This window comes from Acidimicrobiia bacterium (assembly GCA_040878325.1).
Lineage (GTDB): Bacteria > Actinomycetota > Acidimicrobiia > Spongiisociales > UBA11373 > JAUYIV01.
On sequence record JBBDMM010000012.1, the window covers coordinates 123,153 to 147,831 of the forward strand.

Annotated in this window: 19 protein-coding genes, 1 tRNA gene and 2 pseudogenes; 6 read left to right on the forward strand and 16 right to left on the reverse strand. The window is 66.4% G+C overall.

Annotated features, from left to right (window positions below; translation table 11 throughout):
* Positions 1-147: 147 nt before the first annotated feature.
* From uvrA to WD184_07455, 8 genes and pseudogenes are all read right to left on the reverse strand, one after another.
* Positions 148-2,973, reverse strand: coding sequence for an excinuclease ABC subunit UvrA (uvrA, locus tag WD184_07420; GenBank protein ID MEX0826559.1), 2,826 nt, complete (start codon positions 2,971-2,973; stop codon positions 148-150).
* A gap of 156 nt (positions 2,974-3,129) precedes the next feature.
* Positions 3,130-3,309 (reverse strand): annotated as a pseudogene (locus WD184_07425) (twin-arginine translocase TatA/TatE family subunit).
* A gap of 170 nt (positions 3,310-3,479) precedes the next feature.
* Positions 3,480-5,492 (reverse strand): excinuclease ABC subunit UvrB, encoded by a 2,013-nt coding sequence (gene uvrB, locus WD184_07430; protein ID MEX0826560.1) that lies wholly within the window; start codon positions 5,490-5,492, stop codon positions 3,480-3,482.
* 32 nt (positions 5,493-5,524) lie between these two features.
* Positions 5,525-6,097, reverse strand: a complete 573-nt coding sequence (gene coaE, locus WD184_07435) for a dephospho-CoA kinase (protein ID MEX0826561.1) — start codon at positions 6,095-6,097, stop codon at positions 5,525-5,527.
* Between the two features lie 17 nt (positions 6,098-6,114).
* A complete protein-coding gene (locus tag WD184_07440; GenBank protein ID MEX0826562.1) occupies positions 6,115-7,851 on the reverse strand; it encodes an AAA family ATPase in 1,737 nt (578 codons plus the stop codon).
* Between the two features lie 314 nt (positions 7,852-8,165).
* Positions 8,166-9,239, reverse strand: a pseudogene (gene rpsA, locus WD184_07445) (30S ribosomal protein S1).
* Positions 9,240-9,533: 294 nt separating this feature from the next.
* Positions 9,534-12,152 (reverse strand): DNA polymerase I, encoded by a 2,619-nt coding sequence (gene polA / locus WD184_07450; GenBank protein ID MEX0826563.1) that lies wholly within the window; start codon positions 12,150-12,152, stop codon positions 9,534-9,536.
* A 106-nt stretch (positions 12,153-12,258) separates the two neighbouring features.
* Positions 12,259-12,528, reverse strand: coding sequence for a hypothetical protein (locus WD184_07455; GenBank protein MEX0826564.1), 270 nt, complete (start codon positions 12,526-12,528; stop codon positions 12,259-12,261).
* A 55-nt stretch (positions 12,529-12,583) separates the two neighbouring features.
* Between WD184_07455 and WD184_07460 the strand changes: the two genes are divergently transcribed.
* Positions 12,584-12,666: transfer RNA gene (locus WD184_07460), tRNA-Leu, on the forward strand.
* A gap of 73 nt (positions 12,667-12,739) precedes the next feature.
* On the opposite strand, the gene WD184_07465 is transcribed toward WD184_07460, so the two are convergent.
* The 5 genes from WD184_07465 to WD184_07485 form a co-directional block, all read right to left on the reverse strand.
* Positions 12,740-14,443 (reverse strand): NAD+ synthase, encoded by a 1,704-nt coding sequence (locus tag WD184_07465; protein ID MEX0826565.1) that lies wholly within the window; start codon positions 14,441-14,443, stop codon positions 12,740-12,742.
* Positions 14,444-14,566: 123 nt separating this feature from the next.
* Entirely contained in the window at positions 14,567-15,934 is a 1,368-nt protein-coding gene (locus WD184_07470; GenBank protein ID MEX0826566.1) for a HAMP domain-containing sensor histidine kinase, read from the reverse strand.
* A 97-nt stretch (positions 15,935-16,031) separates the two neighbouring features.
* Positions 16,032-16,712 carry a response regulator transcription factor gene (locus tag WD184_07475; GenBank protein ID MEX0826567.1) on the reverse strand — a complete coding sequence of 227 codons (681 nt, stop codon included), beginning with the start codon at positions 16,710-16,712 and terminating at the stop codon, positions 16,032-16,034.
* A 45-nt stretch (positions 16,713-16,757) separates the two neighbouring features.
* On the reverse strand, positions 16,758-17,747 hold the full coding sequence (locus WD184_07480; GenBank protein MEX0826568.1) for a glycine cleavage T C-terminal barrel domain-containing protein: 990 nt from the start codon (positions 17,745-17,747) through the stop codon (positions 16,758-16,760).
* A gap of 43 nt (positions 17,748-17,790) precedes the next feature.
* Positions 17,791-18,537 (reverse strand): cytochrome c biogenesis protein CcdA, encoded by a 747-nt coding sequence (locus WD184_07485; GenBank protein MEX0826569.1) that lies wholly within the window; start codon positions 18,535-18,537, stop codon positions 17,791-17,793.
* Positions 18,538-18,603: 66 nt separating this feature from the next.
* Here WD184_07485 and WD184_07490 point away from each other — a divergent pair, with 66 nt between their 5' ends.
* Together WD184_07490 and WD184_07495 are read left to right on the forward strand one after the other, a co-directional pair.
* Positions 18,604-18,930 carry a tRNA-binding protein gene (locus tag WD184_07490; GenBank protein ID MEX0826570.1) on the forward strand — a complete coding sequence of 109 codons (327 nt, stop codon included), beginning with the start codon at positions 18,604-18,606 and terminating at the stop codon, positions 18,928-18,930.
* Between the two features lie 2 nt (positions 18,931-18,932).
* On the forward strand, positions 18,933-20,189 hold the full coding sequence (locus tag WD184_07495; protein ID MEX0826571.1) for an MFS transporter: 1,257 nt from the start codon (positions 18,933-18,935) through the stop codon (positions 20,187-20,189).
* Here the strand turns inward: WD184_07495 and WD184_07500 are convergent.
* Positions 20,128-21,450 carry an MATE family efflux transporter gene (locus tag WD184_07500; protein MEX0826572.1) on the reverse strand — a complete coding sequence of 441 codons (1,323 nt, stop codon included), beginning with the start codon at positions 21,448-21,450 and terminating at the stop codon, positions 20,128-20,130. The two genes, WD184_07495 and WD184_07500, sit on opposite strands and share 62 nt — an antisense overlap.
* Entirely contained in the window at positions 21,447-22,121 is a 675-nt protein-coding gene (gene nth, locus WD184_07505) for an endonuclease III (GenBank protein ID MEX0826573.1), read from the reverse strand. Before nth ends, WD184_07500 begins: the two co-directional genes overlap by 4 nt.
* Positions 22,122-22,227: 106 nt before the next feature.
* On the opposite strand from nth, the gene WD184_07510 reads away from it, so the two are divergent.
* From WD184_07510 to WD184_07520, 3 genes are read left to right on the forward strand one after another with little or no spacing between them, the layout of a single operon-like run.
* Positions 22,228-22,992 (forward strand): hypothetical protein, encoded by a 765-nt coding sequence (locus WD184_07510; protein MEX0826574.1) that lies wholly within the window; start codon positions 22,228-22,230, stop codon positions 22,990-22,992.
* Positions 22,993-23,034: 42 nt separating this feature from the next.
* On the forward strand, positions 23,035-23,412 hold the full coding sequence (locus WD184_07515) for a hypothetical protein (GenBank protein ID MEX0826575.1): 378 nt from the start codon (positions 23,035-23,037) through the stop codon (positions 23,410-23,412).
* A 23-nt stretch (positions 23,413-23,435) separates the two neighbouring features.
* Positions 23,436-24,299: a DMT family transporter gene (locus WD184_07520; GenBank protein ID MEX0826576.1), complete on the forward strand. Its 864-nt coding sequence runs from the start codon at positions 23,436-23,438 to the stop codon at positions 24,297-24,299.
* A 6-nt stretch (positions 24,300-24,305) separates the two neighbouring features.
* Here WD184_07520 and WD184_07525 read toward each other — a convergent pair whose 3' ends face one another.
* Entirely contained in the window at positions 24,306-24,611 is a 306-nt protein-coding gene (locus WD184_07525; protein MEX0826577.1) for a hypothetical protein, read from the reverse strand.
* Positions 24,612-24,679: the final 68 nt, after the last annotated feature.

A 24,679-nucleotide genomic window follows, 5' to 3' on the forward strand; every position in this document is an offset into this window, starting at 1 on the left:
GACCGCCGCCATCGCATTCGGGGTCACGACCGGAGCACCTCCCGCAAGAACCTGCGGCCGCAGACCGCCGCCATCGCTTTCGGGGTCACGACCGGAGCACCTCCCGCAAGAACCTGCACTCGCAGACCGCCGCCATCGCTTTCGGGGTCACGACCGGAGCACCTCACGCAAGAACTTGCCCGTGTACGACTCGGACACCGCCGCCACCGCCTCCGGAGACCCTTCGGCGACGATGCGGCCGCCTTCTTCGCCGCCCTCCGGGCCGAGATCGATGATCCAGTCGGCCGACTTGACCACGTCGAGGTTGTGCTCGATCACCAGGACCGTATTCCCGCCATCGACCAGGCGCTGCAGCACCATCAACAACTTGCGGACATCCTCGAAGTGCAGGCCGGTTGTGGGCTCGTCGAGGATGTAAAAGGTCCTCCCGGTGGAGCGCTTGCCCAGTTCGCTGGCGAGCTTGACGCGCTGCGCTTCTCCCCCCGAAAGCGTCGGGGCAGGCTGCCCGAGGCGGATGTAGCCGAGGCCGACATCGAAGAAGGTCTGCAGCACGCGGGAGATACGGGGTTGATTCTCGAAGAAGTCGAGTGCCTCGCTGACGGACATCTCGAGCACATCGGAGATCGAGTGACCCTTCCAGAGGATCTCGAGCGTCTCCCGGTTATATCGCTTCCCCTTGCATTGCTCGCACGGGATATAGACGTCGGGCAGGAAGTGCATCTCTATCTTGATGGTGCCGTCGCCCTTGCAGGCCTCACAGCGCCCCCCGGACACGTTGAACGAGAACCGTCCCGGCTTGTAGCCGCGGGCGCGCGCCTCGGGCACCGATGAGTACAGCTCCCGAATCCGATCGAACACCTTCGTGTACGTCGCCGGGTTCGAACGAGGCGTGCGGCCGATCGGCGACTGATCGATGTCGATCGCCTTGTCGATCTTGTCGAGTCCTTCGACCCGCCGGTGGCGACCGGGGATGTCGCGAGCCCGGTATAGCTCGAAGTGCAGCGCCTTGGCGAGGATCTCCTCCACGAGCGTCGACTTGCCGCTGCCGGAGACTCCGGTGACCGCGATGAACATTCCGAGCGGAAACTCGACATCGAGGTCCTTGAGGTTGTTCTCGGTCGCTCCGATCACCTTGATCGACTCACCTGATGGCTCGCGGCGTGCCGCCGGCGTGACCACGGACCTCCGCCCGGCCAGGTAGTCGCCGGTGATCGAGGTCTCTTCGGCGAGGATCGCGTCAAGGGTTCCTTCGGCAACGATCCGACCACCGTGCTCGCCAGCACCAGGGCCGATGTCCACGATGTGGTCGGCGACCCTGATGGTCTCCTCGTCGTGCTCGACGACGATGACCGTGTTCCCCAGATCGCGCAGTCGGATCAGCGTCTCGATCAGTCGCTGGTTGTCGCGTTGATGGAGGCCGATCGACGGCTCGTCGAGGATGTACAGGACCCCCACCAGACCCGAGCCGATCTGGGTCGCCAGCCGGATGCGCTGCGCCTCACCGCCGGCGAGAGTGGCGGCCCCGCGGGCGAGGGTCAGGTAGTCGAGGCCGACGTCGAGGAGGAAGCGCAGACGGGCGCCGATCTCTTTCAGGATGGCTTCGGCGATCGACTGGTCTCGATCGTCGAGTTTCAAGGCATCGATCGCGGCAAACGCATCCCGCAAGGAGAGCGTCGAGAGCTGATGGAGGTTCATACCCCCCACGGTGACCGCGAGCGAGACGGGATTGAGGCGAGACCCCTCGCAGCCGTCGCACGGGACAAGGCGCATGAACTGTTCGTACATCTCGCGCGCCGACTCGGAGTCGGCCCCTTCGTGGCGCCTGGTCAGCCACGGGATGAGACCCTCGTAGGCCGTCTGGTAGCGGCGCTGGCGGCCGAACCGATTGACGTACGACACGGTCACCGGCGTGTCGCCCGTCCCGTTGAGGACCACATCGAGGGCCTTCTTGCTGAGTTTCCTGAACGGGGTGTCCATCGAGAAGTTGTGAGTCGCCGCGACTCCTTCGAGGACCCGCTGGTAATAGGAGGCGCGATGGCGGCCCATCCACGGGTTGATGGCGCCTCCGGCCAGCGATCGCTCGTCGTCGGGAACCGCCAACTGCCAGTCGACCTGGAACCTGGTGCCGAGCCCGTTGCATGCCGGGCAAGCGCCGTAGGGGCTGTTGAACGAGAAGTTGCGCGGCTGGAGCTCGTCGAAGGAGATGCCGCAGTGGTCGCAGGCGAGGTGCTGGCTGAAGGTGAGCACCGGACCGTCGGTCACGTCGACCACGGCGATGCCTTCGGCGAGGCGGAGGGCCGTTTCGAGCGAATCGGTGAGGCGCCGCTGGATGCCCTCCTTCTGAACGAGGCGGTCGACCACGACTTCGATCGTGTGCTGGAAGTAACGATCGAGTTTGATGTCCTCGGTGAGGTCGCGCACCTCGCCATCGATGCGCGCCCGGCTGAACCCCTCGTGGCTCAGTTCCTTGAGGAGGGACTCGTACTCCCCTTTTCGTCCCCGCACCACCGGGGCGAGCACCTGAAACTTGGTGCCCTCCTCGAGCTCGAGGATCTGATCGACGATCTGTTGCGGGGTCTGCCTGGCGACTTCACGCCCGCACTGGGGGCAATGCGGCACTCCGATGCGGGCGAAGAGGAGCCGGAGGTAGTCGTGGATCTCGGTCACGGTGCCGACGGTGGAACGCGGGTTACGGCTCGACGTCTTCTGATCGATCGAGATCGCCGGCGAGAGCCCCTCGATGAACTCGACGTTCGGCTTCTCCATCTGACCGAGGAACTGGCGGGCGTACGCCGACAGGCTCTCCACGTACCGGCGCTGGCCCTCGGCGTAGATGGTGTCGAACGCCAACGACGACTTGCCCGATCCCGACAGACCGGTGAAGACGATCAGCCGCCCGCGCGGGAGCTCGAGCGAGATGTTCTTCAGGTTGTGCTCGCGGGCTCCCCTGATGACGATCGAATCGGAAGACATGCCCATCCTGAAACGCCGGAAAAGAGATGATACCCGGGCCTCACGACGAGAATCTCAGGCATGGCATTCGAGGAGAGTCAAGAGTCGAGAATCAAGAGTCAAGACAGGAGGGTCTTGGTTCTTGGCTCTTGATTCTTGGTTCTTGGCTCAGTCCTTCGGCGGATCCGCCGCTTCCTGTGCCGTGTCTTCCTGCTCGCCCTCGCGGAGACCATCCTTGAGTTCCTTGGCTGAGCGTCCCAACGACCTGGCCAGTTCCGGGAGTTTCTTGGCACCGAACAGGAGCAAGAGCACGGCAAGGACCAGGATGATCTCGCCGGCACCGATCTGGCGGAACATGAGGCTCCCTCAGGTTGCGGACTCAAGGACAGTGTAGGGAGGGCCAGAGAATCAAGAATCAAGATTCAAGAATCAAGAAGGAGTCTGCTCTTGGCTCTTGACTCTTGGCTCTTGACTCTTGGCTCTTGACTCTTGGCTCTTGAATCTTGGCTCTTGACTCTTGGCTCTCCTCAGCCGGTCGCCCGCGCCATCTCCTTCAGTTCTCGCTTCAGCTCGTTGATCTCGTCGCGTAGCCGGGCGGCGTATTCGAAGCGCAGCTCTCTGGCGGACTCGCGCATCTCTTCCTCAAGGCTCAGGATGAGACGGGAGAGGTCCTCCGATGGCAGGTCGAGCACCGGTCGAGCAGCCACCTCGCGCCGGCGCCGGTCGACGGCGGGGGCATCTGCTCTCTGCAGCAGCTCGAGGATGTCGGTGACCTTCTTGCGAATCGTCTGTGGATCGATGCCCCACTCCGTGTTGTGGGCCACCTGCAGCGCCCGGCGCCGATTCGTCTCGTTGATCGCCCGTTGCATGGAAGCGGTGAAGGCGTCGGCGTACATCACCACCTGGCCGTCGACGTTGCGGGCGGCGCGCCCGATCGTCTGGACCAGCGAGGTTTCCGATCGCAAGAAACCCTCCTTGTCGGCGTCCAGGATCGCCACGAGCCCGACCTCTGGCAGGTCGAGACCCTCGCGGAGGAGGTTGATGCCGACCAGCACGTCGAACTCGCCGAGACGGAGGTCGCGCAAGATCTGGACCCGCTCCAGGGTGTCGATGTCCGAGTGGAGGTACCGACACCGGACTCCGACCTCGAGCAAGTAGTCGGTGAGATCCTCTGCCATCTTTTTGGTGAGGGTCGTCACCAGCACCCGCTGATCGCGCTCCACCCGGGCCCGGATCTCCCCGAGCAGGTCGTCGATCTGCCCCTTGGTGGGTCTCACCATCACCTCGGGATCGACCAACCCCGTGGGGCGGATGATCTGCTCGACGACGCGGCTCGAGTGCTCGATTTCCCACTTGGATGGCGTCGCCGAGAGGAACACTGTCTGTCCGGCCTTCTCCAGCCACTCGTCGAAGCGCAAGGGTCGGTTGTCGCGGGCGGATGGCAATCGGAAGCCGTGCTCCACCAGTACGTCCTTGCGGCTCCGATCGCCTTCGTACTGGCCATGGAGTTGGGGGATCGTGACGTGGCTCTCGTCGACCACCGTCAGGAAGTCCTTCGGGAAGTAGTCGAGCAGGGTGTAGGGAGCTTCCCCCGGCTCGCGGCCGTCGAGATGGCGCGAGTAGTTCTCGATGCCGTTGCAGTACCCCAGCTCGTTCATCATCTCCAGGTCATACGCGGTGCGCATCCGCAGGCGCTGGGCCTCGAGCAGCTTGCCGTGCTCCTCCAGGAAGCGAAGCCGGTCGGCCAACTCCTCTTCGATCCCGGCGATGGCGGCCCGCAGCCGCTCCCGGGTGGCGACATAGTGGGTGGCCGGGTAGATGAAGACCTCATCGAGTTCGCGGATCACTTCGCCGGTCACCGGGTTCATCTCGATGAGGCGGTCCACTTCGTCGCCGAAGTACTCCACCCGGATGACCGTCTCCTCGTAGGAGAGCATCACCTCGAGGGTGTCGCCCCGAACCCGAAAACGCCCGCGGATCAGGTTGACCTCGTTGCGCTCGTACTGGATGTCGACCAGCCGGCGCACCGCATCGTCCAGGGGAAACTGAACCCCCTTCACCAGCCGTAGCAGCTGTCCCTCGTACTGCTCGGGCGAGCCGAGCCCGTAGATCGCCGAGACGGACGCCACGATGATGACGTCGCGTCGGGTGAGCAGCGCGGCCGTCGCCGAATGACGCAGCCGGTCGATCTCGTCGTTGACCGTGGCGTCCTTCTCGATATAGGTGTCGCTTTGCGGGATGTACGCCTCGGGCTGGTAGTAGTCGTAGTAGGAGACGAAGTACTCCACCCGGTTGTCGGGGAAGAACTGCCGGAACTCGTTGGCGAGCTGGGCACCCAGGGCCTTGTTCGGGGCGAGCACCAGGGTGGGGCGCTGCACCTTCTCGATGAGCCAGGCGATGGTCGCCGACTTTCCCGACCCGGTGATGCCAAGGAGGGTCTGGAATCGTTCGCCGGCGCCTATCCCTTCGGCAAGGTTCGCCACCGCCTTGGGTTGATCGCCCGCCGGGGAGAAGTCGGATACGACGCGGAAGGGCTGCATGGCGAGAACCCTAATCCCCCCTGAAATCTGAATCACACGTTGGTGATACGCCTCCATACGGAGCGGCACTCGGTCTCGAGTTCCATCAGATCCCCGCGGTTGTCGACCACCAGGTCGGCCGACTCGAGCCACTCGCCCCGCGTCGGCTGGGCGGCCATCCTGGCCGCGGCATCGTGCCGTCCCATGCCCCGAGCCAGCAGGCGCTCGAGCCGCACCGCCTCGGGCGCATCGACCACGATTCGCTTCCATCCCGGCCCGAGGAAGTCACCAATGAGAGGCAACTCGACCATGACCACGCCAGCGACTCCATCGACGATGTCATGGATCTTCGCCCGGATGGCCGGGTGGGTGATCGCTTCGAGCGCCTGCAGCTCGCCCCGCTCGGTGAAGACATGGGCGGCGAGCCGGGAACGATCGACCGCCCCATCGACGACAAAGCTGGGGAATCGCTCAACCACGGCAGCGTGGGCGGCGCCACCCGGGGCGATCATCTCGTGACCGATGCGATCGGCCGACACGACAAGTGCCCCGAGGATCTCGAAGTAGGTGGCAGCCGTCGACTTGCCGCTGCCGATTCCGCCGGTGAGGAGATGGCGCCGGTCCATCCCGACGAGAGTACCGGTCAGCGTTTCCGGCGAGTGGGTTCGGGAAGATGAATCAGCGCGGCAAGCGTGTGGAAGGCTCGGGCCACCCGGGACCGCGGGCTGAGGGCGACCACTGGGATCCCTTCGTTGACCGACTGCGGAATCAATCGGTCCGACGGGATCGACCCGGCGACCCGAAGACCGAGGCTCCGCTCCAATTCGACCAGGTCGAGCCGGGCCTTGGCGTTGGCTCGATTCACCACGAGTCGCACCCGCTCCATGGGGAATCGGCCCGACCTGAGGGCCTCGAGCGCGATCTTGGCGTTCTTCACCGAAGGAAGGTCCATGTCGACGACCACGAGCACCTCGTCGGCTCCCTCGAGAACCGTCACCAGGTGGTCATCGAAGATCGGCGGCGTATCGATCACGACCACCTCGTACATCCCCCGGAGGCGCTCGACAACTTCGACGATCGCCTTAGCGGGGACGTCGGCCTCCGAGGCCGGATAGAGAGGCGCGGCAAGCACCCGAAGACCGCTCTCATGGCGAAGGAGCATGCCGTCGAGTCGGGCGTCGCTCAATTCATCCAGCCGGGTGACGGCGTCGACCAGGGTCCGGGCGGGCTCCAGTTGGAGCAACAGGGCGACGTCGCCGAACTGCAGGTCTGAGTCGACGAGCACTACCGAGTCCTCGCCGCGCTGCATCGTCAAAGCCATTGCCAGGTTGGTAGCGGTGATCGTCTTACCGGATCCGCCCTTGCCCGACATGACCGCGACAACGTGGCCGGCACCCGCGCGGCGGTCGGGGCGACGCCCGTCGGCAGGTAACAGACCCATCCCTTCCAGGTCGGCAGGCGGGCGTTTCTTCGCAGGAGCGGAGTCGGGCGGCGTCGGCGGAGGGTCGAACGGCGGAGGCGGAGGCGGCTCCGCCGCGGGTGGCGCCGCCGACTCGAGGCGGGGCGTCGGGGTGACCGGAGGTACGGCGGGTTCGGTCGGTCTGGCGAGATCCGGAATCGCTTCAGGTGGCGCCGAGAACGCCTCGAACTTCGGGACCGGCAATGGATCGGAGTACCCGAACTCGACCGGGACCACCGGGTCGACCTGAGCGGGAGCGGTTGGCTCCGACGGGATCTCGACCGCCGACGCCGGCTCAGGTTGCGCCGAGACGATCGGCACGGCCCAGGCGTCCGGAATCGGAGGAGCCGCCGGCTGGGGTACCACAGATCGCACTGGCTCGTCTTCCTGGACAAAGGTCACCGGCGTCGAAAGGCTGGACGAGCCCTCGAACGTGATCGTGACGGGTTCAAAGCCGGGCTGGGTGGTGTGGACCCGCTCGACACCGGATTCTGCTCCGCGCTCGTCGAGCAGCACGGTATCCCGCGCCTCTTGGCGCGCGGGCACCCGCTCGAGGATCCCCGAGAGTTTGCGGGCGGTCAGCGGCATGTCGATGACATCGGCTACGCCGGATCGGAGGGCGGCCAGCAGAATGCGATTGGTGACGATGTTGGCGGCGAGGACCACGGCCACACCCGGGTCGACCTCACGCAACAGAGCCGCGGAACCGACCCCAGCCTCGTTGCCGAAGGAGGGGCCGAGCAGAACAAGGTCGACCCGGCCGCCCACGACGATCTCGGCGGCATCCTCGATCGAGCGGGCCGTAAGGACGCGGTCACCGGCGATGAGTTGTCTGGTGTCTTCGCCGAAGCTCGGGTCGGTGTCTGCCACCAGCACGAGTCGGCGCGTGTGCGGAGCCGTCATCAGAGTGTCTTTCGACACCAGATCGGCGATACCTGAGGGGGATTGCAGGGCGAAAGCCGATCGGAGTCAATCGCCGCCGGGCATGACGCCCTGATCCAGGCGCACCGGCTACCGACTATCGGCTACTTCCGGCCGATGCCTCGCTGTTTGAGTTCTTCGAGGATGGCCTCGAGAGACGCATCCGCGTTGAACACCGGCTGGGCGGGCTCGTCGGCGGGCTCGTCTTCGCGCTCGAATTCCTGGGTCTTCTTGCGCTTGCCTCCGCCCGTCGGTGCCGCAGGCGCCTGCTGATCGTCCTGCCACTGGCTCCGATTCTCCCACTCGGGGAGTCCCTGCTTGATCGAAAGGCTGATGCGGCGCCGTTCGCCGTCGATCTCGGTGATCTTGACCTTGACAGGCTGATCAACCGACAGCTCGAGCTCCGGACTCTCGACGTGATGGATCGCGATCTCTGAGACGTGCACGAGGCCCTCGACGCCTTCAGACACCGCGACGAATGCTCCGAATGGGACGGTCTTCGTCACCTTGCCGTCGACGACGTCGCCGACGGCGTGCGCTCCACTGAAGGACTCCCACGGATCGTCGCGGGTCTGGCGGATGGACAGAGATATCCGCTCACGGTCGAGATCGACCTCGAGCACCTTCACCTTCACCTTGTCGCCGACCGACACCACCTCGCTCGGGTGGCTGACGTGTTGCCACGAGAGCTCCGAGACATGGACCAGTCCGTCCATGCCACCGAGATCGACGAAGGCGCCGAAGTTGACGACCGAGGACACGACGCCGTCACGATGTTCGCCCGAGGTGAGCTCGTCGAGGAAAGCCTGACGCTGTTCGGCCTGCTCCTCCTCGAGGTAGGCCCGCCTCGACAAAACCACGTTGTTGCGGTTCTTGTCCAGCTCGATGACTTTCGCTTCGAGCGTCTGACCGATGTATGGGTGGAGGTCGCGGACCCGGCGCAACTCGACGAGCGATGCCGGCAGGAAGCCACGCAGGCCGATGTCGACGATCAGGCCGCCCTTGACGACTTCGATCACCTGACCGCTGACGGTGCCCTTCTCTTCCATGACCGTCTCGATACGACCCCAGGCCCGCTCGTACTGCGCTCGCTTCTTGGAGAGGATAAGGCGCCCCTCGGCGTCTTCCATTTGCATGACCAGGGCCTCGACGGCATCTCCGACCTTGGCCACCTCGCTGGGGTTGACCGTGTTGCGGATCGATAACTCTTTGGCCGGGATCACACCCTCAGACTTGTATCCGATGTCGACCAGCACCTCGTCGGGGTCTACCCGCACGATCGTGCCGGTGACCAGGGTGCCTTCCTTCAGCTCGACGACCGTGCGCTCGACGGCCGCGGCGAAGTCCTCGGCCGAGAGATCGTCGGCCACCTCTCCGAGTCGCTGCATCGCAGCCGCGGGGTCCGCGACCTCGATGCCGTCAAAGGCGGGGGCATCGGCGGTTGCCTCGGCTGCGTCGGCATCGGCGCTCACGACGGCTGCGGTGGCTGGGGCGGTGTTGTTGGTCGGAGCCTCGCCCTCGGCGGCTTCGACTGCGCTTGCGGTTTCGTCCGCAGGCGCGTTCGCGGTCTCATCGGTCATGGATATTGGTCACCTCGAAGAATGGAACTCCCCAGACAGAACGCCTGGAGAGGCGGCAAGCGTAACACAAGGCGTAACGGGTTCCACCGAGAACGGTCGCCACTACGCCTTCGTCTCCGCCAGGGTCTTGCCAACCCCCACTTCGACCACCAGGGGAACGTCGAGTTTGACCACGCCCTCCATGATCTCGACGATCGTCGCCGAAACTCGATCCACTTCGGCGTCAGGCGCCTCGATCACCAATTCGTCGTGCACCTGAAGCAGCATTGCGGCGCCTCCGCCCTCCAGGGCAGCGTCGAGATCGATCATCGCCTTCTTGATGATGTCGGCGGCCGAGCCCTGGATGGGAGCGTTGAGCGCCATCCGCTCGCCGCTCTGGCGTTCGCGGAAGTTCCCCGACACCAGCTCCGGCAGGTACCTGCGCCGGCCGAGCAGGGTTTCGGTGTAGCCGTTGTTTCGAGCCTCGGCGACGATCCCCGCCATGAATGCCTTGACCCCGGGGAATTGGGCGAAGTAGGCCTCCATGTGGTCTTTGGCTGCCTCGGCCGAAATCTCGAGCCGCTGGCCCAAACCGTAGGCCTCCATCCCGAAAAGGAGGCCGAAGTTGATGACCTTCGCCATACGGCGCATGTCGGCATCGACCGCACCGGGTTCTACTCCGAACACGCGGGCGGCCGTGGCGGTGTGGACGTCCTGCCCGGAGGCAAACGCCTCGACCAACGCCGGCTCCCCGCTCAGGTGGGCAAGAATCCGCAATTCGATTTGGCTGTAGTCCGCAACCACGAAGGTATGGCCCTCGGCAGCGACGAAGGCCCGCCGAATGGTCCGTCCCTCCTCTGACCGGATCGGGATGTTCTGCATGTTCGGCTGCTCCGACGAGATCCGCCCGGTCGAGGCGCCGGTCTGGTTGAAGAGGCAGTGGATGCGCCCATCGGTTCCGATCAATGGCAGCAGGCCGTCGACATAGGTGGAACGGAGCTTTTCTAGTTCCCGGAACCGCAAGAGCTGATCGACGATGGGGTGATCGTCGGCCATCTTCTGGAGAGTGGCGGCGTCGGTTGAGGGCTGACCCTTAGGCGTCTTCTTGAGAACGGGCAGACCGAGACGGTCGAAGAGGATCTCGCGCAATTGCAGCGTCGAGTTGACGTTGAATGCCTCACCGGCATGCTCGTAGATCTTCGTCTCGAGGGTCGCCAATCGGTCGCGGAGGCTCTCCCCCAACTCCTCGAGATAGGCGCGATCCACCCCGATCCCCGCCTCCTCCATCCGGGCGAGAACTCGCACCAGGGGGAGCTCCACCTCTTCGAACAGCGCCAGCCCCCCGCGGGCCTCCATCTGCTCGGTGAGCGGGCCAACCAGCAGCCCCACCGCGGCGGCCCGGCGGCCGGATGCCTCGATGTCGAGACCCGATCCGTCGAAGTCGAGGGTTCCTTGCGCCTTAGCCGCTCCCGACCCGACCTCCGGGTCGATCTCCAGACCGAGCACGGTCCCTGCCAGGTCGGCGAGAGTCGGCGACCCCGAGGCCGGGTTGATCACATAGGCCGCCAGGGCGGTGTCGAACGCCAGCCCCCGGAGATCCAGGTCGGCCTCGAGCAGAGCGCGGGTGAGCCGCTTGGCGTCATGGAGCGCCTTCGGTCGCGCCGGGTCGGCGAGGGCGGGGCCAAGTGCTCCCAGCCGGTCGAAGGGCACGAACGTGGCGTCGTCGTCGGTGGCCGCCACCGCCACCCCGACGAGATCGGACCCGTCCCAAACGGCCTCGATCGCCATGAGATCGCCGGCCGCGGCGAGGGCCTCCGCCCCCGATCCGGTGACCACCTCCACTTCGAGCATCTCGTCGGGCTCCGGCTGACCACCGCCCCCCACCTCCTGGAGGCGCTGCCAGAGCGACCGGAAGGCCAACCCGTCGAAGACCCGGCGCACCTCCTGGGGATCCCAGGGGGCGAGTGCCATGGCACTCGGATCGAACTCGATGGGGACGTCGTCGACCAGTCGGGTGAGGTCGCGGTTCAAGTACACCTGCTCGCGCGACGCCTCGAGGTTCTCCCGGAGTTTCGGGGTCTGCTCGGCCAGGTGCTCGTAGATGCCCTCAAGCCCCCCGAACGCCGCCACCAGCTTCCCTGCGGTCTTCTCGCCCACCCCCGGCACCCCTGGCAGGTTGTCCGACGTGTCGCCCCGCAGCGCGGCGTAGTCGGCGTACTGGTCGGGGCGCACCCCGTAGCGCTCCTCTACATACGCCGCGTCGGCCATGATCGTGTCGGTGATCCCCCGGCGGGTGTAGTAGACCCGGATCGTCCCCTCGATCAGTTGGAAGGCGTCGCGGTCCCCGGTGACGATCAGCACGTCCCAGCCATCGGCAGCCGCCTTGCGGGCGATGGTGGCGATGATGTCGTCTGCCTCCCAGCCGGGCGCCTCGAATTGCTTGAGGTTGAGCACATCGGCCACCTCGCGAATCAGCGGCAGCTGGCTGCGGAACAGGTCGGGCGCAGCAGCGCGTTGCGCCTTGTACTCGACGTATCGCTCGGAACGAAAGGTCGCCGTCGGGGTGTCCCACGCCACCGCCAGCGCCTCGGGATGCTCGTCACCAAGCAGCTTGATGATCATCGAGGTGAAGCCGTAGACCGCGTTGGTCACCTGCCCGCTCGGGGTCGCCAGATCCGATGGGAGTGCAAAGAAGGCGCGATACGCCAGCGAGTGACCGTCGATCAAGGCGAGGGTGGGCATTGAGGCGATGGTAGGTGGCCCATGCAGTGGAGCGATGGGCGGCGAAGGAAGGGAGCCAAGAATCAAGAATCAAGAAACTCCGTCTTGGCTCTTGACTCTTGGCTCTCTACATCCGGCCCAGCAGCCGTCGGCGCTGTTCTTCGAGACGGGACTCCTGGGATCGCAGGTCGACGAGCAGGCGTTCGAATCGGTTGACGTCGCCAGAGGTGATGCGGGCGTCTTCCCGCTCGAGCGGGCCTCCGACCGCCGCATCGCGGCGGGCGTCGTCGTCGAGGTGCTGGTGGATGCGCAACTCCTCCTCGGTCAGGCGAACCTGCTCGCGCAAGTGCCCCAGTTCGTCGGAGATGCGGAGAATCCGACGCTCGATGCGTCTCATCGCCGGCAACCTAACAGTGGCAAGGATGTGCCCGACCCGTATCATCGTGCCTCGCGCCGGGGTGGCGGAATGGCAGACGCGGCGGACTCAAAATCCGTTGGGCGCAAGCCCGTGGGGGTTCGACTCCCCCTCCCGGCACAAAGAGATTCAGGAGTCAAGAATCAAGATTCGAAATTCAATCTCTTGGCTCTTGACTCTTGATTCTTGGCTCTCAGCTGTACTTGTTGGTGATCGGCAACCTGCGGTCCCGGCCCAAAGCCTTCGTCGTGATCTTGACACCTGGAGCGGCCTGGCGGCGCTTGTACTCGTTGCGGTCGACCATTCGGGTGATCTGCCTCACCAACGAACGATCGAACCCCGAGGCGACGATCTCGTCCGCGGTCTGGTCGCCCTCGATGTAGCGCATGAGGATCGGGTCGAGCACCTCGTAGGGCGGGAGCGAGTCGGTGTCGACCTGACTCGGTCGGAGCTCGGCCGACGGCGGCTTCTCGAGCACCGCCTCGGGAATGACCAACCCCTCGCGGTTCCGCCACCGGGCGATCCGATACAAGTGGGTCTTGTAGATGTCCTTCAACACCGCGTATCCGCCCACCATGTCTCCGTATAGGGTGGCGTAGCCGACCGACATCTCCGACTTGTTCCCCGTCGCCACGACCATGCCCCCGAACTTGTTCGAGAGCGCCATGAGGATCGCCCCGCGTGCCCGGGCCTGAAGGTTCTCCTCGGTCACGTCTTCGCCGGTTTCCTGGAAGACCCCCGACAGGGCCTCGAGAAAGCCTTCGAACGGCGGCTCGATCGAGATCTCGTCGAACCGGATGCCCAGGTTCCCGGCGAGTTCACTGGAGTCGGCCACCGAGCCTTCCGACGAGTAGCGCGATGGCATGGTCACGCCCCACACCGCCTCCGGCCCCAGCGCGTCGGTAGCGATGACGGCGGTCAGCGAGGAGTCGATCCCGCCGGAGAGGCCGATGACGACGGAATCGAACCCGTTCTTTCGCACATAGCCCCGCAGCCCCGCCACCAGTGCCCGATACACCTCGGCATCCTCTTCGAGGGGTGCGTGCGAGGGCGGCGGCCGCTCGGGGTCGCCTTCGAGCAGGTCGCCAGACGATACGGGCAACGCGTCCACATCGGCCCGACCCGACTCGGGAAGCGGCACATCCACCCAGAAGAGATCCTCCTCGAACTGGGGCGCCCGGTAGAGGAGGTCGCCCCCGGCGCCGAACACCATGCTCTGGCCGTCGAAGACCAGTTCATCCTGCCCGCCGACGGAGTTGAGGTAAACCACGGGCACGCCGTAGGCCCGGGCTCGATCGGCGATCATCCGCTCGCGCTCGACCCCCTTCCCCTGGTGGTAGGGCGAGCCATTGATGTTGAGCAGGATGTCGGCACCGCCCTTGGCTTGGAGCGAAGGGGGGCCATCGGGCACCCAAATATCCTCGCACACCGACACGCCGACGACGGCGCCGTTGATCTCCCACAACGACCCTGGTCGCTGGCCGGCCGAGAAGTAACGGTCTTCGTCGAACACCCCGTAATTGGGGAGTAGACATTTGTGATAGATGCCGCGCACCCGGCCTCCGCTGACCAGCGCTGCCGCGTTGTGCACCCGCCGATGGCCGGCATCGTCGCGGTTCGACCCGCCCGTCCGATCGACGAAGCCGATAACCGACGTCGTCGACCCGGAGCGCTCGGCGATGGTGCGAAGTTCGGCGACATTGGCCGACACGAAGCCGTCCCGGAGTACGAGATCCTCGGGGGGATACCCCGTGAGGGCCAGTTCGGGCAAGAGCAGTACGTCCGCCTGGCAGTCCTCGGCCCACGCCATTGCCTCGACGATGCGGGAAGCGTTGCCGCCGAGGTCGCCGACCACCAGGTCGATCTGCGCACAGGCAACGCGGAGGAAGTCGGTCATGCGCGGCGGAGAGTAACCACAGAGTCAAGAGCCGAGAGTCAAGAGCCAAGAGTCAAGAGCCAAGAGTCGAGAGTGGGGTCGAGAAACGAGATTCGGCGTCAATCGGATCGTGAGTCTCGACTCTCATCCCAACAGGACCCGGATCGTGGTCCCTTCACCAGGTGCGCTCACCACTTCGGTGGTGCCGCCCATCGCCTCGACCAGCTCGCGAACGATGGACAGACCGAGGCCACTGCCTTCGGGTCGCACCGGTCGATACCGGGTCGCCACGTAGAGGCGCTCGAAGATGTGCGGGACGTCCGATTGGTCCATCCCGGGCCCCGAGTCCGCCACTTCGATCTTCAGGCCGGAGGGTCGCCGCTCGAGTCGCAGCGTCACGCTTCCCGCCTCGGGGGTGTAGCGCAGCGCGTTCTCCAGCAGGTTGCCCACCACCTGGGCGATGCGATCGGGGTCGATCTCCACCGCGCCAACATCCGCCAGATCGAACTCGAGGCGAACCCTCGCCGAGTCGGCACGCTCACGAAAGCCCTCGAGCACGCCCTTGAGATGCCCGGCGAGGTCCACGGGCTCGGGACGAAGGCTGAACTCCCGCGCCTCGATCCGCGCCAGCAGCATCAGGTCTTCGACCAGTCGGCTGAGCCGAGATGCCTCGATCCGCAGCACCGAGGCGACTCGCGTCATCTCCTCCGGGGTGACCCGCCCTTCCTGGATCGCCTCGGAATACCCGGTGATCGTCGTCAGCGGGGTGCGGAGATCGTGGCCCACGGAGACCAGGAACTCTCGCTCCCGGCGACGGGAGGCCTCGAGCTGCCTGGCCATCTCGTTGAACGCCACCGCCACCTGGGCGACCTCGTCATCACCGTCCACTTCGACCCTGGCACCGAGATCCCCGCCGGCGATGTCGCCCGAGGCGTCCCGCAACGCCTCGAGGCGCCGCCCGGCGACTCGAGCGAACGAGCCCGCGAGCACCGCAGCCAGCAGTACCGCCAGCACCATTGCCCAGCCGAGCCGAAACAGCACCTCGCGCCACGGCACCAACTCGAGGGTGGTGCCGATCACGACCACCACCGTGCCCCGGTTCCCCGTGGCGAAGGGCTGGGCCACCACGGCCACCTTCGTCCCGTCCACCGTCGCGTCGAAATGAAGGGGGGCGCTGAGATTCCCAAGATCGGGAACGAGGTCGAGGAGGGCGGTGCCATCGCCGAGGATGGTGACCGTCCCCCGCGGCCCTACGAGCGCCGCCTCGACGTAGTCGTGCCCTCCGATCGACGCGACCACTGCCAGCACCCCGGCGAGGCTCCGGGCCCCAAGACCAGGAGTCCGAGCCAGTTCGGCCTCGATGATGCGAGCGGTGGCGTTGGCCTGGCGCGCGAACTCGGACCTCACCGACGACTCGACCGACCGATTGATCAAGATGGCGCCGGTCAGCCCCCCGATGGTCAGAGTCACCAGGGCCACCCCCACCATCCCCCAGAAGAACCGGCGCTTCATCCCAGTTCCCAGTCTCCAGTCCCGAGTCCCCCGGCAGTACGGACCGACGGAAAGCCAAGGGTTCTGCTGGAGACCGGGGACTGGTGACTGGCGACTCTCACGTGTCCCCCATCCGGTAGCCGACCCCCCATGCCGTCTCGATCGGGAGACCCTCGAGCTTCTTGCGGAGCTGGCGGACATGCACGTCGACCGTTCGGGTCTCGCCGACGTAGTCGTAACCCCATACTGCCTCGAGGATTTGGGCGCGTGACAGCACCAGCCCTCGATTCTCTGCGAGGTACCAGAGCAGGTCGAACTCGCGCGCCGTTGGACGGACGGCTCCCCCGCCGGGCAGGCGGATTTCGCGCCGTCCCGAGTCGATCTCGAACCCGGCCACCTCGAGGATCGCCGGTGCTCGCGGAGGCTCCTCCGAGCGGCGGAGCACCGCCCGGACGCGGGCAACGAGCTCCCGGGGCGAAAAGGGTTTGGTGAGATAATCGTCGGCACCGATCTCCAACCCGACGATCTTGTCCACCTCCCCATCTCGGGCCGTCAGCATGATCACCGGGACGTCCGACCAGGTCCGGATCCGACGGCACACCTCGATGCCGTCGATCCCGGGGAGTCCGATGTCGAGTAGCACCACCCGGGGATCACGATCGCGGACCGCGTCGAGCCCACGCTCACCATCCGGCGCGTGGACCAGCTTGAACCCCTCCTGTTCGAAATACATCCGGACGAGGTCGGCGATTGGCTCCTCGTCTTCGATGAGCACCACCGTGCCCCGATTTGTCGTCATCGCGCCAACTCCATGGGAGGATCTTCGGGAACGATTGTTAGAGATCTATGAAACATCGAAGTCGTCCAGTGGGAGTGCCCGCACCTCTGCCGAGGCGGCACCACCAGGCCATCGAATCTCTACCTCGGTTCCAGGTTCGACCTCCCGCCGGATCGTGCCGAGGGCGATGGGGGCCCGCAGGGTCAGTGACTCACCGACGGATGAGAGCGCCCCGACCACCTCGCCGCCGTGGACGACGTCTGCTCCCACCGGCGGCACGACCGTCTCGCGCAGCACGATGCCGCGGAGGAGGCGATTCACATGGCCCCGCGAATCGATCCGGGCAACTAGTTCCTGGCCGACATAACAACCCTTGGTGAACGAGACTGCGGCTGGAACCAGTCCCGTCTCTTGGGGAATGGTCGCTTCGGTCGCATCCTGGCCCATCACCGGCTCGCCGGCCTCGATCCGAACGGTGGTCGCCGCGATCGAGCCGATGGGGCGGGCGCCCGCCAGGTCGGCACCGCCCACGACGAGAAACCGAGGAACTCCTACCGGAATCGAGGCGACGACCGAGCCGTCGGCTGCCACCGCCCATCCCTCCGGGACCGGCAAACCTGCGTGCACCAACACCGCCGGGGCCTCTGGCCCCCACAGAGCCGCGATCGGCCGATCGTCGAGCGAGATGGTCGCGTCGACTCGAAAGCGAAACCGTTCGAGGAGTGTCGCCGCCGTCGGGCCCACGCCGCGGTCTGTCACCAGGCCGACCCGGTCCGCACCCCTCAGCACCCAAAGGATCGCCCGCAATTTCCCGCGGGGTTCGAGCAGGAACGATCGCGCCACTTCGCCGGGCTTCATCACGCCGAGATCCTGACTCAGTTGGCCGTCGAGGAACCGGACTGCGTCGGGTCCGTCGACCCAGATCAGATCGTGTGATCCCTGGACCACCGCCGCCCCCCGGCGCGCCGCAAAGTACTCGCCGGTGGTGTCGCCATAAGAGAGAGGTGTCGTGGTCATCGGGGACGCGGGGGGCACTGTGCCGCGGGTGGCAGGCATCGGTTGACCGGGAGCGGGTGACAGTTCCCCGGAGCCACGGGCTTCATACGTTCCACAACCACTCTGGGAGAATCCGCTGGAACCAGATGTTGAGGTCGATCAGCCGGCCAGAGATCATCAGCAGGCCGAACACGGCAAGGAGCAGGCCCGAAGCCACGGTGATCGGTGTGAAGTGGCGCTTGAACCAGCCGAACGCCCCATACGCCTTGTTGATGCCAAGCCCGGCGAGCACAAAGGGGACACCGAGCCCCATGGAGTAGACAAAGAGCAGGAACATGCCCTCCCCCACGGTGTCCTCGGTGGCGGCCACGGTGAGGATCGCCCCCAAGGTCGGTCCGATGCATGGGGTCCATCCAAAGCCGAACGCCGCCCCCATCACCGGCGCGGCCCACGGGCCGAGGCGGGAGGGCCTGACGTCGACCCGGCGCTCGCGCATGAACGGGGCGAGCAGCCGGGGATTGATGAGCGCGGACAGGGCGATGAACAAACCCATCCCCAGAACGATCCACCCGGCGATGGCGAGGATCGTGCTCTCGTTGCGAACCAGCAGCCCGCGCAGCGACGTGGCCGTCGCCCCGAGGGCGACAAATACGGCGGTGAACCCGGCGACGAACAACAGCGTCACCCGCAGCATCCGCCGGGTCGACACCTTCCCGTCCGCCATGTCGGCCGCCGAGTACCCGGACATCATCGACAAGTAGCCCGGGAGCAACGGGAGGACGCACGGCGACAAGAACGAGAGCGCTCCGAAGAGAAAGGCCGCGATCACATTGACGTTGCCGATGTCCACGATGTCTCCGCGCTCTGCTCGCCAACGCTAACGGACGCCCCCCTTGTTCCCTGTAACCTCCCGGCGGTGCCCACCATCAGTGACTGGCACGAACTCAGAGTCCGCGCGGGGACGATCAAGCGTGCCGAGACGAACGACGGAGCATGGATGCCGTCGTATCGTCTCTGGATCGACTTCGGCGACCTGGGAGAACTGCAGTCGTCGGCGAAGATCACCGACCTCTACAGGGTCGACGCGCTGCCCGGAATGCAAGTGATCGCGGTGACCGGTTTCGAACCGATCAGGGTCGCCGGCTTCCGCTCGGACGTGCTGGTGCTTGGCGTTCTCACCGACGATGGGGTCGTGCTGCTCCGCCCCGATCGGCCCGTGGCGCCAGGCAGCGAGATCGCCTGACGGTGGGGCTGCTCCGGGCGCTCCGACCCGCCGTTCGGATCGAGCATCGCGAAGCCGTCATTCTCACCCTGTTCTCGGTGGTGGCCCTCACTCAGGGCTGGGCGGGGACCGTGGTCACCCATGCCCTGTCGTTCGTTCAGACCGACCTGGCCCTATCCGACGCGGAAGTCTTCGACCTGATGGCCACCATCCGCGCCGCGTCGCTGCTTGCCCTGGGGCTGTCGTGGTGGAGCGATCATCGCGGTCGTCGCCTTCCGTTGCTGGTGGCGTTCGCCATCCTCACCTCGGCGAATCTGGTGACGGCGCTGCTACCGGGTACCGGCTCTTTCACCATCAGCCAGGCCATTGCCCGCATCGGCACAGTTGCCGTCGGCTCGCTGGCCCTGGTCGTCCTCGCCGAGGAGATCGGACCCCGGATTCGGGGATACGCCATCGGCCTGTATGCGCTGTTCACCTCGCTTGGGACTGGGGTGGGCCTGTTGCTCCGCCCACTCGGTGCCGGCGGCGACGAGTGGCGCCTCCTCTTCGGGCTGAGCGCAGTGCCACTGGCGGCACTCCCCTTTCTGGCACGCCGGGTCCGAGAGTCGCGCGCATTCCAGATCCCGGCCGCTCGTCCCCCGCTGGCGGCCGTGTTTCGTCGCGGCCATGCCGCCCGCTTCTGGCCGATGGCGCTGCTGTCGTTCGCCATCTCCGCATTCACCGCCCCGACCGCGAACCTCTTGCTGGTTCGCCTCGAGAACGTCCTGGGCTGGTCGCCCGGCTCGGCCTCATTGCTGCTCGCCGCCACGAGCGCGCCCGGGGTGGCGATCGGCCTCCTCGCCGGCGGAAGGATCGCCGATGTCGCCGGCAGACGGCCAACCGAGGCGGTGGCGATTCTCATCGGCGTCACCGGAGGCGTCGGCGTCTACTTCGCCGAGACAGGTCCGCTGCTTGCCGTTGGCATCTTTCTGTCGACCCTGGGTGGATCGGCCTTCGGACCGGCATTCGCGTCGCAGCGGTCAGAGCTCTTCCCGACCGACCTTCGAGCGACCGCGGGGGCCTGGATCGTCAACGCCAGTGTCCTCGGCGGCATCACCGGATTCGCCGCGGGTCGGTTCGCCGTCGACGCTTGGGGCGTCCCGCAGACGATCGCCATCCTCGGGGGCTTTCTGCTGCTGTCGAGCGGCGTGATCGCACTGCTCCCGGAGACGAAGGGAATCAGCCTCGTGCCGGACTCGCCAACGGGCCCTGCCGAGCCGCCCGTCTCCATGCCAGGGTGAGGCCCCGTATCACCAGGAGAGCGCCAAGCGACCACCACACGCCATCGAGTCCCCAATCGAGTGGCAGCACCAGTCCGAGCAACCCGACCGCGATGGCCGACGACACCACCATGGCGACCGCGAGGAATCCGAAGTCACCGGCGCCGATGAACACGCCGTCCCAGACGAACACGACTGCCGCGACCGGTTGCATCAGCACGAGAATGGTGAAGGCGCTTTCGATCGCCTCGCGGGTCTCCGGGTCCGAGGTGAACCATCCGGCAATGAACGGGGCGAGCGCCCATAGGACCACGGTGGCCACTACCCCCACCGCCACCCCGATCACCAGCAGGCGGTCTGCGACCTGTCGGGCCGCCACCCGGTCACCCGACCCGAGCACCCGCGCCACCAACGCCTGGGCAGCGATGGCCAACGCGTCGAGCCCGAGCGCCAGGAAGAGGAACAGCTGGAACACCACTTGATGGGCCGCTACGGCAACGTCCGACACTCGGGTGGCGATCGCCGTTGCGATCGTGAAAGTGGCCAGCAGCGCCCCGGTACGGATCGCCAGATCCCGTCCCACCCGTAGGAAACGGCGAACCTCCCCCGCGACCGGTCGTGCCCCGACGAGGCCGAAACGTGCCCGCCCCCGCGCGAACAGGCCGACGAACCAGATAGCCCCGATCCACTGAGCGGTCACGGTTGCCCACGCCGCCCCGGCCACCCCCCAGTCGAACCCGAAGATGAGTATCGGGTCGAGAACGAGGTTGACCGCGTTGACCCCAAGCGCGACGACAAACGGCATGCGGGTGTCCTGGTAACCGCGGTACGCGCCGTGGGCGGCCCGGCTGAGCAACACCGCCGGCGCTGCCAGGGCACGGATACCGATATATACCATCGCACCCGACTTCACCCCGCCGGTGGCACCAAGCATCTCGACGATCGGAGTCCGCAGCAGCACCAGCGTGATGGCGACCGCCGAACCACACACGACGCCGAGCACCCCGGCAGTGATGGTGGCTCGCCCGGCCGCCGCCAGATCTCCCCTTCCTACCGCCCGGGCCACTTCCGTCGTCGTCCCGTACTCGAGGAAGTTGAAGAGAAAGAACGCAAGGCCGAATACGGCAGACGCCACCCCCAGCGCACCGAGGGCATCGGTGCCCACCCGGCCGATGAAGGCCGTGTCCACGAGGCTGAGAACCGGCTCGGCAATGAGGGATCCCAACGCCGGCACCGCCAGCGCGGCGATTGCCCGGTCATGGGGCGACCGCCACCGGGTCACGGGGGAGGCGTCTTGTCCGGATAGGGGCACAGGTCCCGCAACGGACACTCCCAACAGCGGGGCTTGCGCGCCGAGCAGACATCCCGACCGAACTGGATCACCCGCATCGAGATGCCCGCCCACCGGGCGCGTGGATAGAGGCCCCGGAGATCTCCCTCGACCTTCACCGGATCGGTTGCCGCGGTCAACCCCAAGCGGCGCGCCACCCGCTTCACGTGAGTGTCGACGGCGATGGCGGGTTTGCTCCATGCCTCGGCGAGCACCACGCTCGCCGTCTTTCGGCCGACACCTTTGAGTGTGACCAGGCGGCCGAGGTCGTCGGGCACTTCCCCATCGAACCGATCGATGAGATCCGCGCTCAGTGCGATGATCGCCCTGGTCTTTTGGCGATAGAAGCCGGCCGAGTAAACCACCTGCTCGACTTCATCAGGGTCGGCGTTGGCCAGGTCGACCGCCGTCGGCCAACGGGCGAACACCGAGGGGGTCACCCGATTGACGTTCTCGTCGGTCGTCTGGGCACTCAGCACAGTGGCGACGAGCAACTGCCACGGGTTGTCGTACTCGAGCGCCGTGCCGATATCGGGATAGCGACGCTGGAGTCGATTCAAGATCGTGCGTGCCCGGCGTCGCTCCGCGGCCTCGGCGACGGAGGAGGGAGAAGCGGGTGCCATCGGCGGCGATGGTACCGACGCCGCCCTCTCTCCCTCGGGGACCGTGCGGGTGCCCGAAACCCTCTAACCTCGGCGACCAGTTCCCTTGCCGTCCCCGGAGCCCAATTTGCAGCCGCAGCATCGCCCACCCTCCACGACCCTGGCGTTTCACGCCTCGCGAATCGTGATCGACGTCGGAGTGCTCCTTGCGATGGCCTCGCTGAGTTTCGAGTTCGTCACTTCTCCGAGCGGGAACCGAACCGCGCTGCAGGCTGATGCACTGCCCGCGGTCGCCCTTCTTCTCCCCATCTTCCTCATCACCCTGCTCCCCGACCACACCCGGCCGCTCCCCCGCCCGCTGTCGTGGGCCTCGCTCGTCCTCGGCCTGGCGGCCTTCCCCTACGCAATCGTCAAGCATCTCGATGCCTCCGTTCTCGCTGACACCCTGGGAGGCTCGGTCGGCATCGGTGCCCGCCTCTTGGTGTTCGGAACTTTCGTCACCCTGGTTGGTATCGGCATCGGACTCACCCGCACCTTTCTCGGCCTGCCAACCGGGGCGCATCCGTCCCGGCCGCGCACGCCGCAGGCGGCCAGGTCCCGGCCGGCCCCCGCGGAGGACGTGGCCGCGGCGCGGCCTGCACAGACCGAGCGGCGCCCTGAACCGGCGCGGCCAGCCCCGGCGGATCCAAAGCCCACCACACCGAGCCCCAGCCGGACACCGCAGAGGGGCGATCCCGAAACCAGCCCGTTCGGGGAACCGCTGTTCGACTCTCTCGAGATCCCCGCATTTCTCGAATCCGTCGACACGGACGGCGACGCGACGCTGACTTTCGATGCTGAACCCGCCAGCGACCGGTCCGCCGACGACGGCGACCGGCGACGCGAGGACTGACCGGTTGATTCCCCAGACGAAGCCGATCCGGGCCGGCTGAACATGCACCCCCACCGCCCGCTAGTGCTCGCAGGTGCAGTGTTCGGGGTGCTCGCCCTCTTTCTCCCCTTCGCCAGGCTGCCGGTGCTCGGCGCCATCGACGGCATCGCCGGTGACGGATGGCCTGCGGTGGTGATTGCCGCCCCGGTGGTGGTCAAGGCGGCCTGGGGTGACTGGAGCCGCGGCAACTCCCCGGTGATCGGGATCACGCTGACGCTGGTCGGTTGCCTCGCCACGGTGTTCGCCGCGGTGAAGTTGACGGACGCCATTCACGCCGTAACGGGTCTCGAGGGTGCGGCGCTGGGCCCGGGGGCCCCCCTGCTGGTGGGGGCAATGGCACTCGTGGCGGCGGGCGCGGCGATTTCGCTCTGGCGGCCCTGACGGCCAATACTCGACGGCCCGTCATGGCGTATGCCGCCCTGGCGGTGGCATCCCTTCTGTTCGGAGTCACCTTCGTGGTGGTCAAGGATGCGGTCGAGATCGTCCCGCCGCTGAGCTTTGTAGGGTGGCGGTTCCTTCTTGGAGCGAGTCTGCTCTTCGCGATCCGACTCCCCACGGGGCGGCGGGTCTGGCGCGACGGCTCGATCGCCGGCGTGCTGCTATTCGCCGGATACGCCCTGCAGACGCAGGGATTGACCGCCACATCGGCTTCCAACTCCGGGCTGGTGACCGGCCTCTACGTCGTCCTGACGCCGCTGCTAGCAGCGGCCGTCGGTCGGCGTACCCCCCGCGGCATAGTTCTCGCGGGCGCGGCGCTCGCCGTCTCCGGGTTCGGCGTGCTGACCATCGGCGATGGCTTTCGACTCGAGGCAGGGGACGCCTACACGGCGGGGTGCGCCGTGGCTTTCGCCGCTCATATCGTCTTCCTGGCACGCAGGGCCCACCAACACCCGGTCCTCTCGTTCACCGGCGTGCAGTTGGCTGTCACTGCCGTGCTCGGCCTCGCCGCCTCCGGGCTGGTGGAGGGCGTCGGAACACCGCCACGAGCGTCGTGGGCGGCGATCGCGATCACCGGCATCCTCGTCAGCGCCGGAGCCTTCTACCTGCAGGTGTGGAGTCAGACGGTGGTGGGGCCCTCGAGGACCGCGATCGTGCTGGCGCTCGAACCGGCGTTCGCGGCACTATCTGGCGCCGTGCTGCTCGGCGAACGCCTCGGCAGTCGCGGCCTGGTGGGGGCCGCGCTCATCCTCGGGGGGATCTATGTCGTCCTCGCCGGCACCGGTCCTGAGGACGACCTGGAGACCATTGCAGTCGGCGCACCCCGCTGACGGGCATCAGGGGCGATGCGGTTTCCGCCCGAATTCTGCCGCCGCACCCTCGGCCTCGCGTCGTTGCTCTATGAGAGACCGAATGTGAAAGGCTGCGCGGAGCAGCATCAGCAGGAGAAGGAGCACCACGACGAGCAACCCGACCAGCTCCGGGCCATCGAAGTACGAGGTGCGGCACGATCCGAGACCGTCGGTGCACAGCCCCAGGCCGTCCCCGCCACCGGCAAGGTCCAACAGGGCGAACATCGGCACCAGGGCGATCAGCACGATTGCCCCGATGACGATCCCGATCACGATCCGAATGCCGGTCACTCCGGGGACGGTATCAGCCTGCGGCTCCAAGCTTCTTGTTCGTCGGCGGCTCACTTGCCCCACCATCG

Excerpts from the sequence above, each read along its gene's own strand:
- uvrA (MEX0826559.1), bottom strand. The coding sequence starts at position 2,973 with ATGTCTTCCGATTCGATCGTCATCAGGGGAGCCCGCGAGCACAACCTG.
- uvrB (MEX0826560.1), bottom strand. The coding sequence starts at position 5,492 with ATGCAGCCCTTCCGCGTCGTATCCGACTTCTCCCCGGCGGGCGATCAA.
- coaE (MEX0826561.1), bottom strand. The coding sequence starts at position 6,097 with ATGGACCGGCGCCATCTCCTCACCGGCGGAATCGGCAGCGGCAAGTCG.
- polA (MEX0826563.1), bottom strand. The coding sequence starts at position 12,152 with ATGCCCACCCTCGCCTTGATCGACGGTCACTCGCTGGCGTATCGCGCC.
- WD184_07455 (MEX0826564.1), bottom strand. The coding sequence starts at position 12,528 with ATGAGACGCATCGAGCGTCGGATTCTCCGCATCTCCGACGAACTGGGG.
- WD184_07465 (MEX0826565.1), bottom strand. The coding sequence starts at position 14,443 with ATGACCGACTTCCTCCGCGTTGCCTGTGCGCAGATCGACCTGGTGGTC.
- WD184_07470 (MEX0826566.1), bottom strand. The coding sequence starts at position 15,934 with ATGAAGCGCCGGTTCTTCTGGGGGATGGTGGGGGTGGCCCTGGTGACT.
- WD184_07475 (MEX0826567.1), bottom strand. The coding sequence starts at position 16,712 with ATGACGACAAATCGGGGCACGGTGGTGCTCATCGAAGACGAGGAGCCA.
- WD184_07480 (MEX0826568.1), bottom strand. The coding sequence starts at position 17,747 with ATGCCTGCCACCCGCGGCACAGTGCCCCCCGCGTCCCCGATGACCACG.
- nth (MEX0826573.1), bottom strand. The coding sequence starts at position 22,121 with ATGGCACCCGCTTCTCCCTCCTCCGTCGCCGAGGCCGCGGAGCGACGC.
- WD184_07515 (MEX0826575.1), top strand. The coding sequence starts at position 23,035 with ATGCACCCCCACCGCCCGCTAGTGCTCGCAGGTGCAGTGTTCGGGGTG.
- WD184_07520 (MEX0826576.1), top strand. The coding sequence starts at position 23,436 with ATGGCGTATGCCGCCCTGGCGGTGGCATCCCTTCTGTTCGGAGTCACC.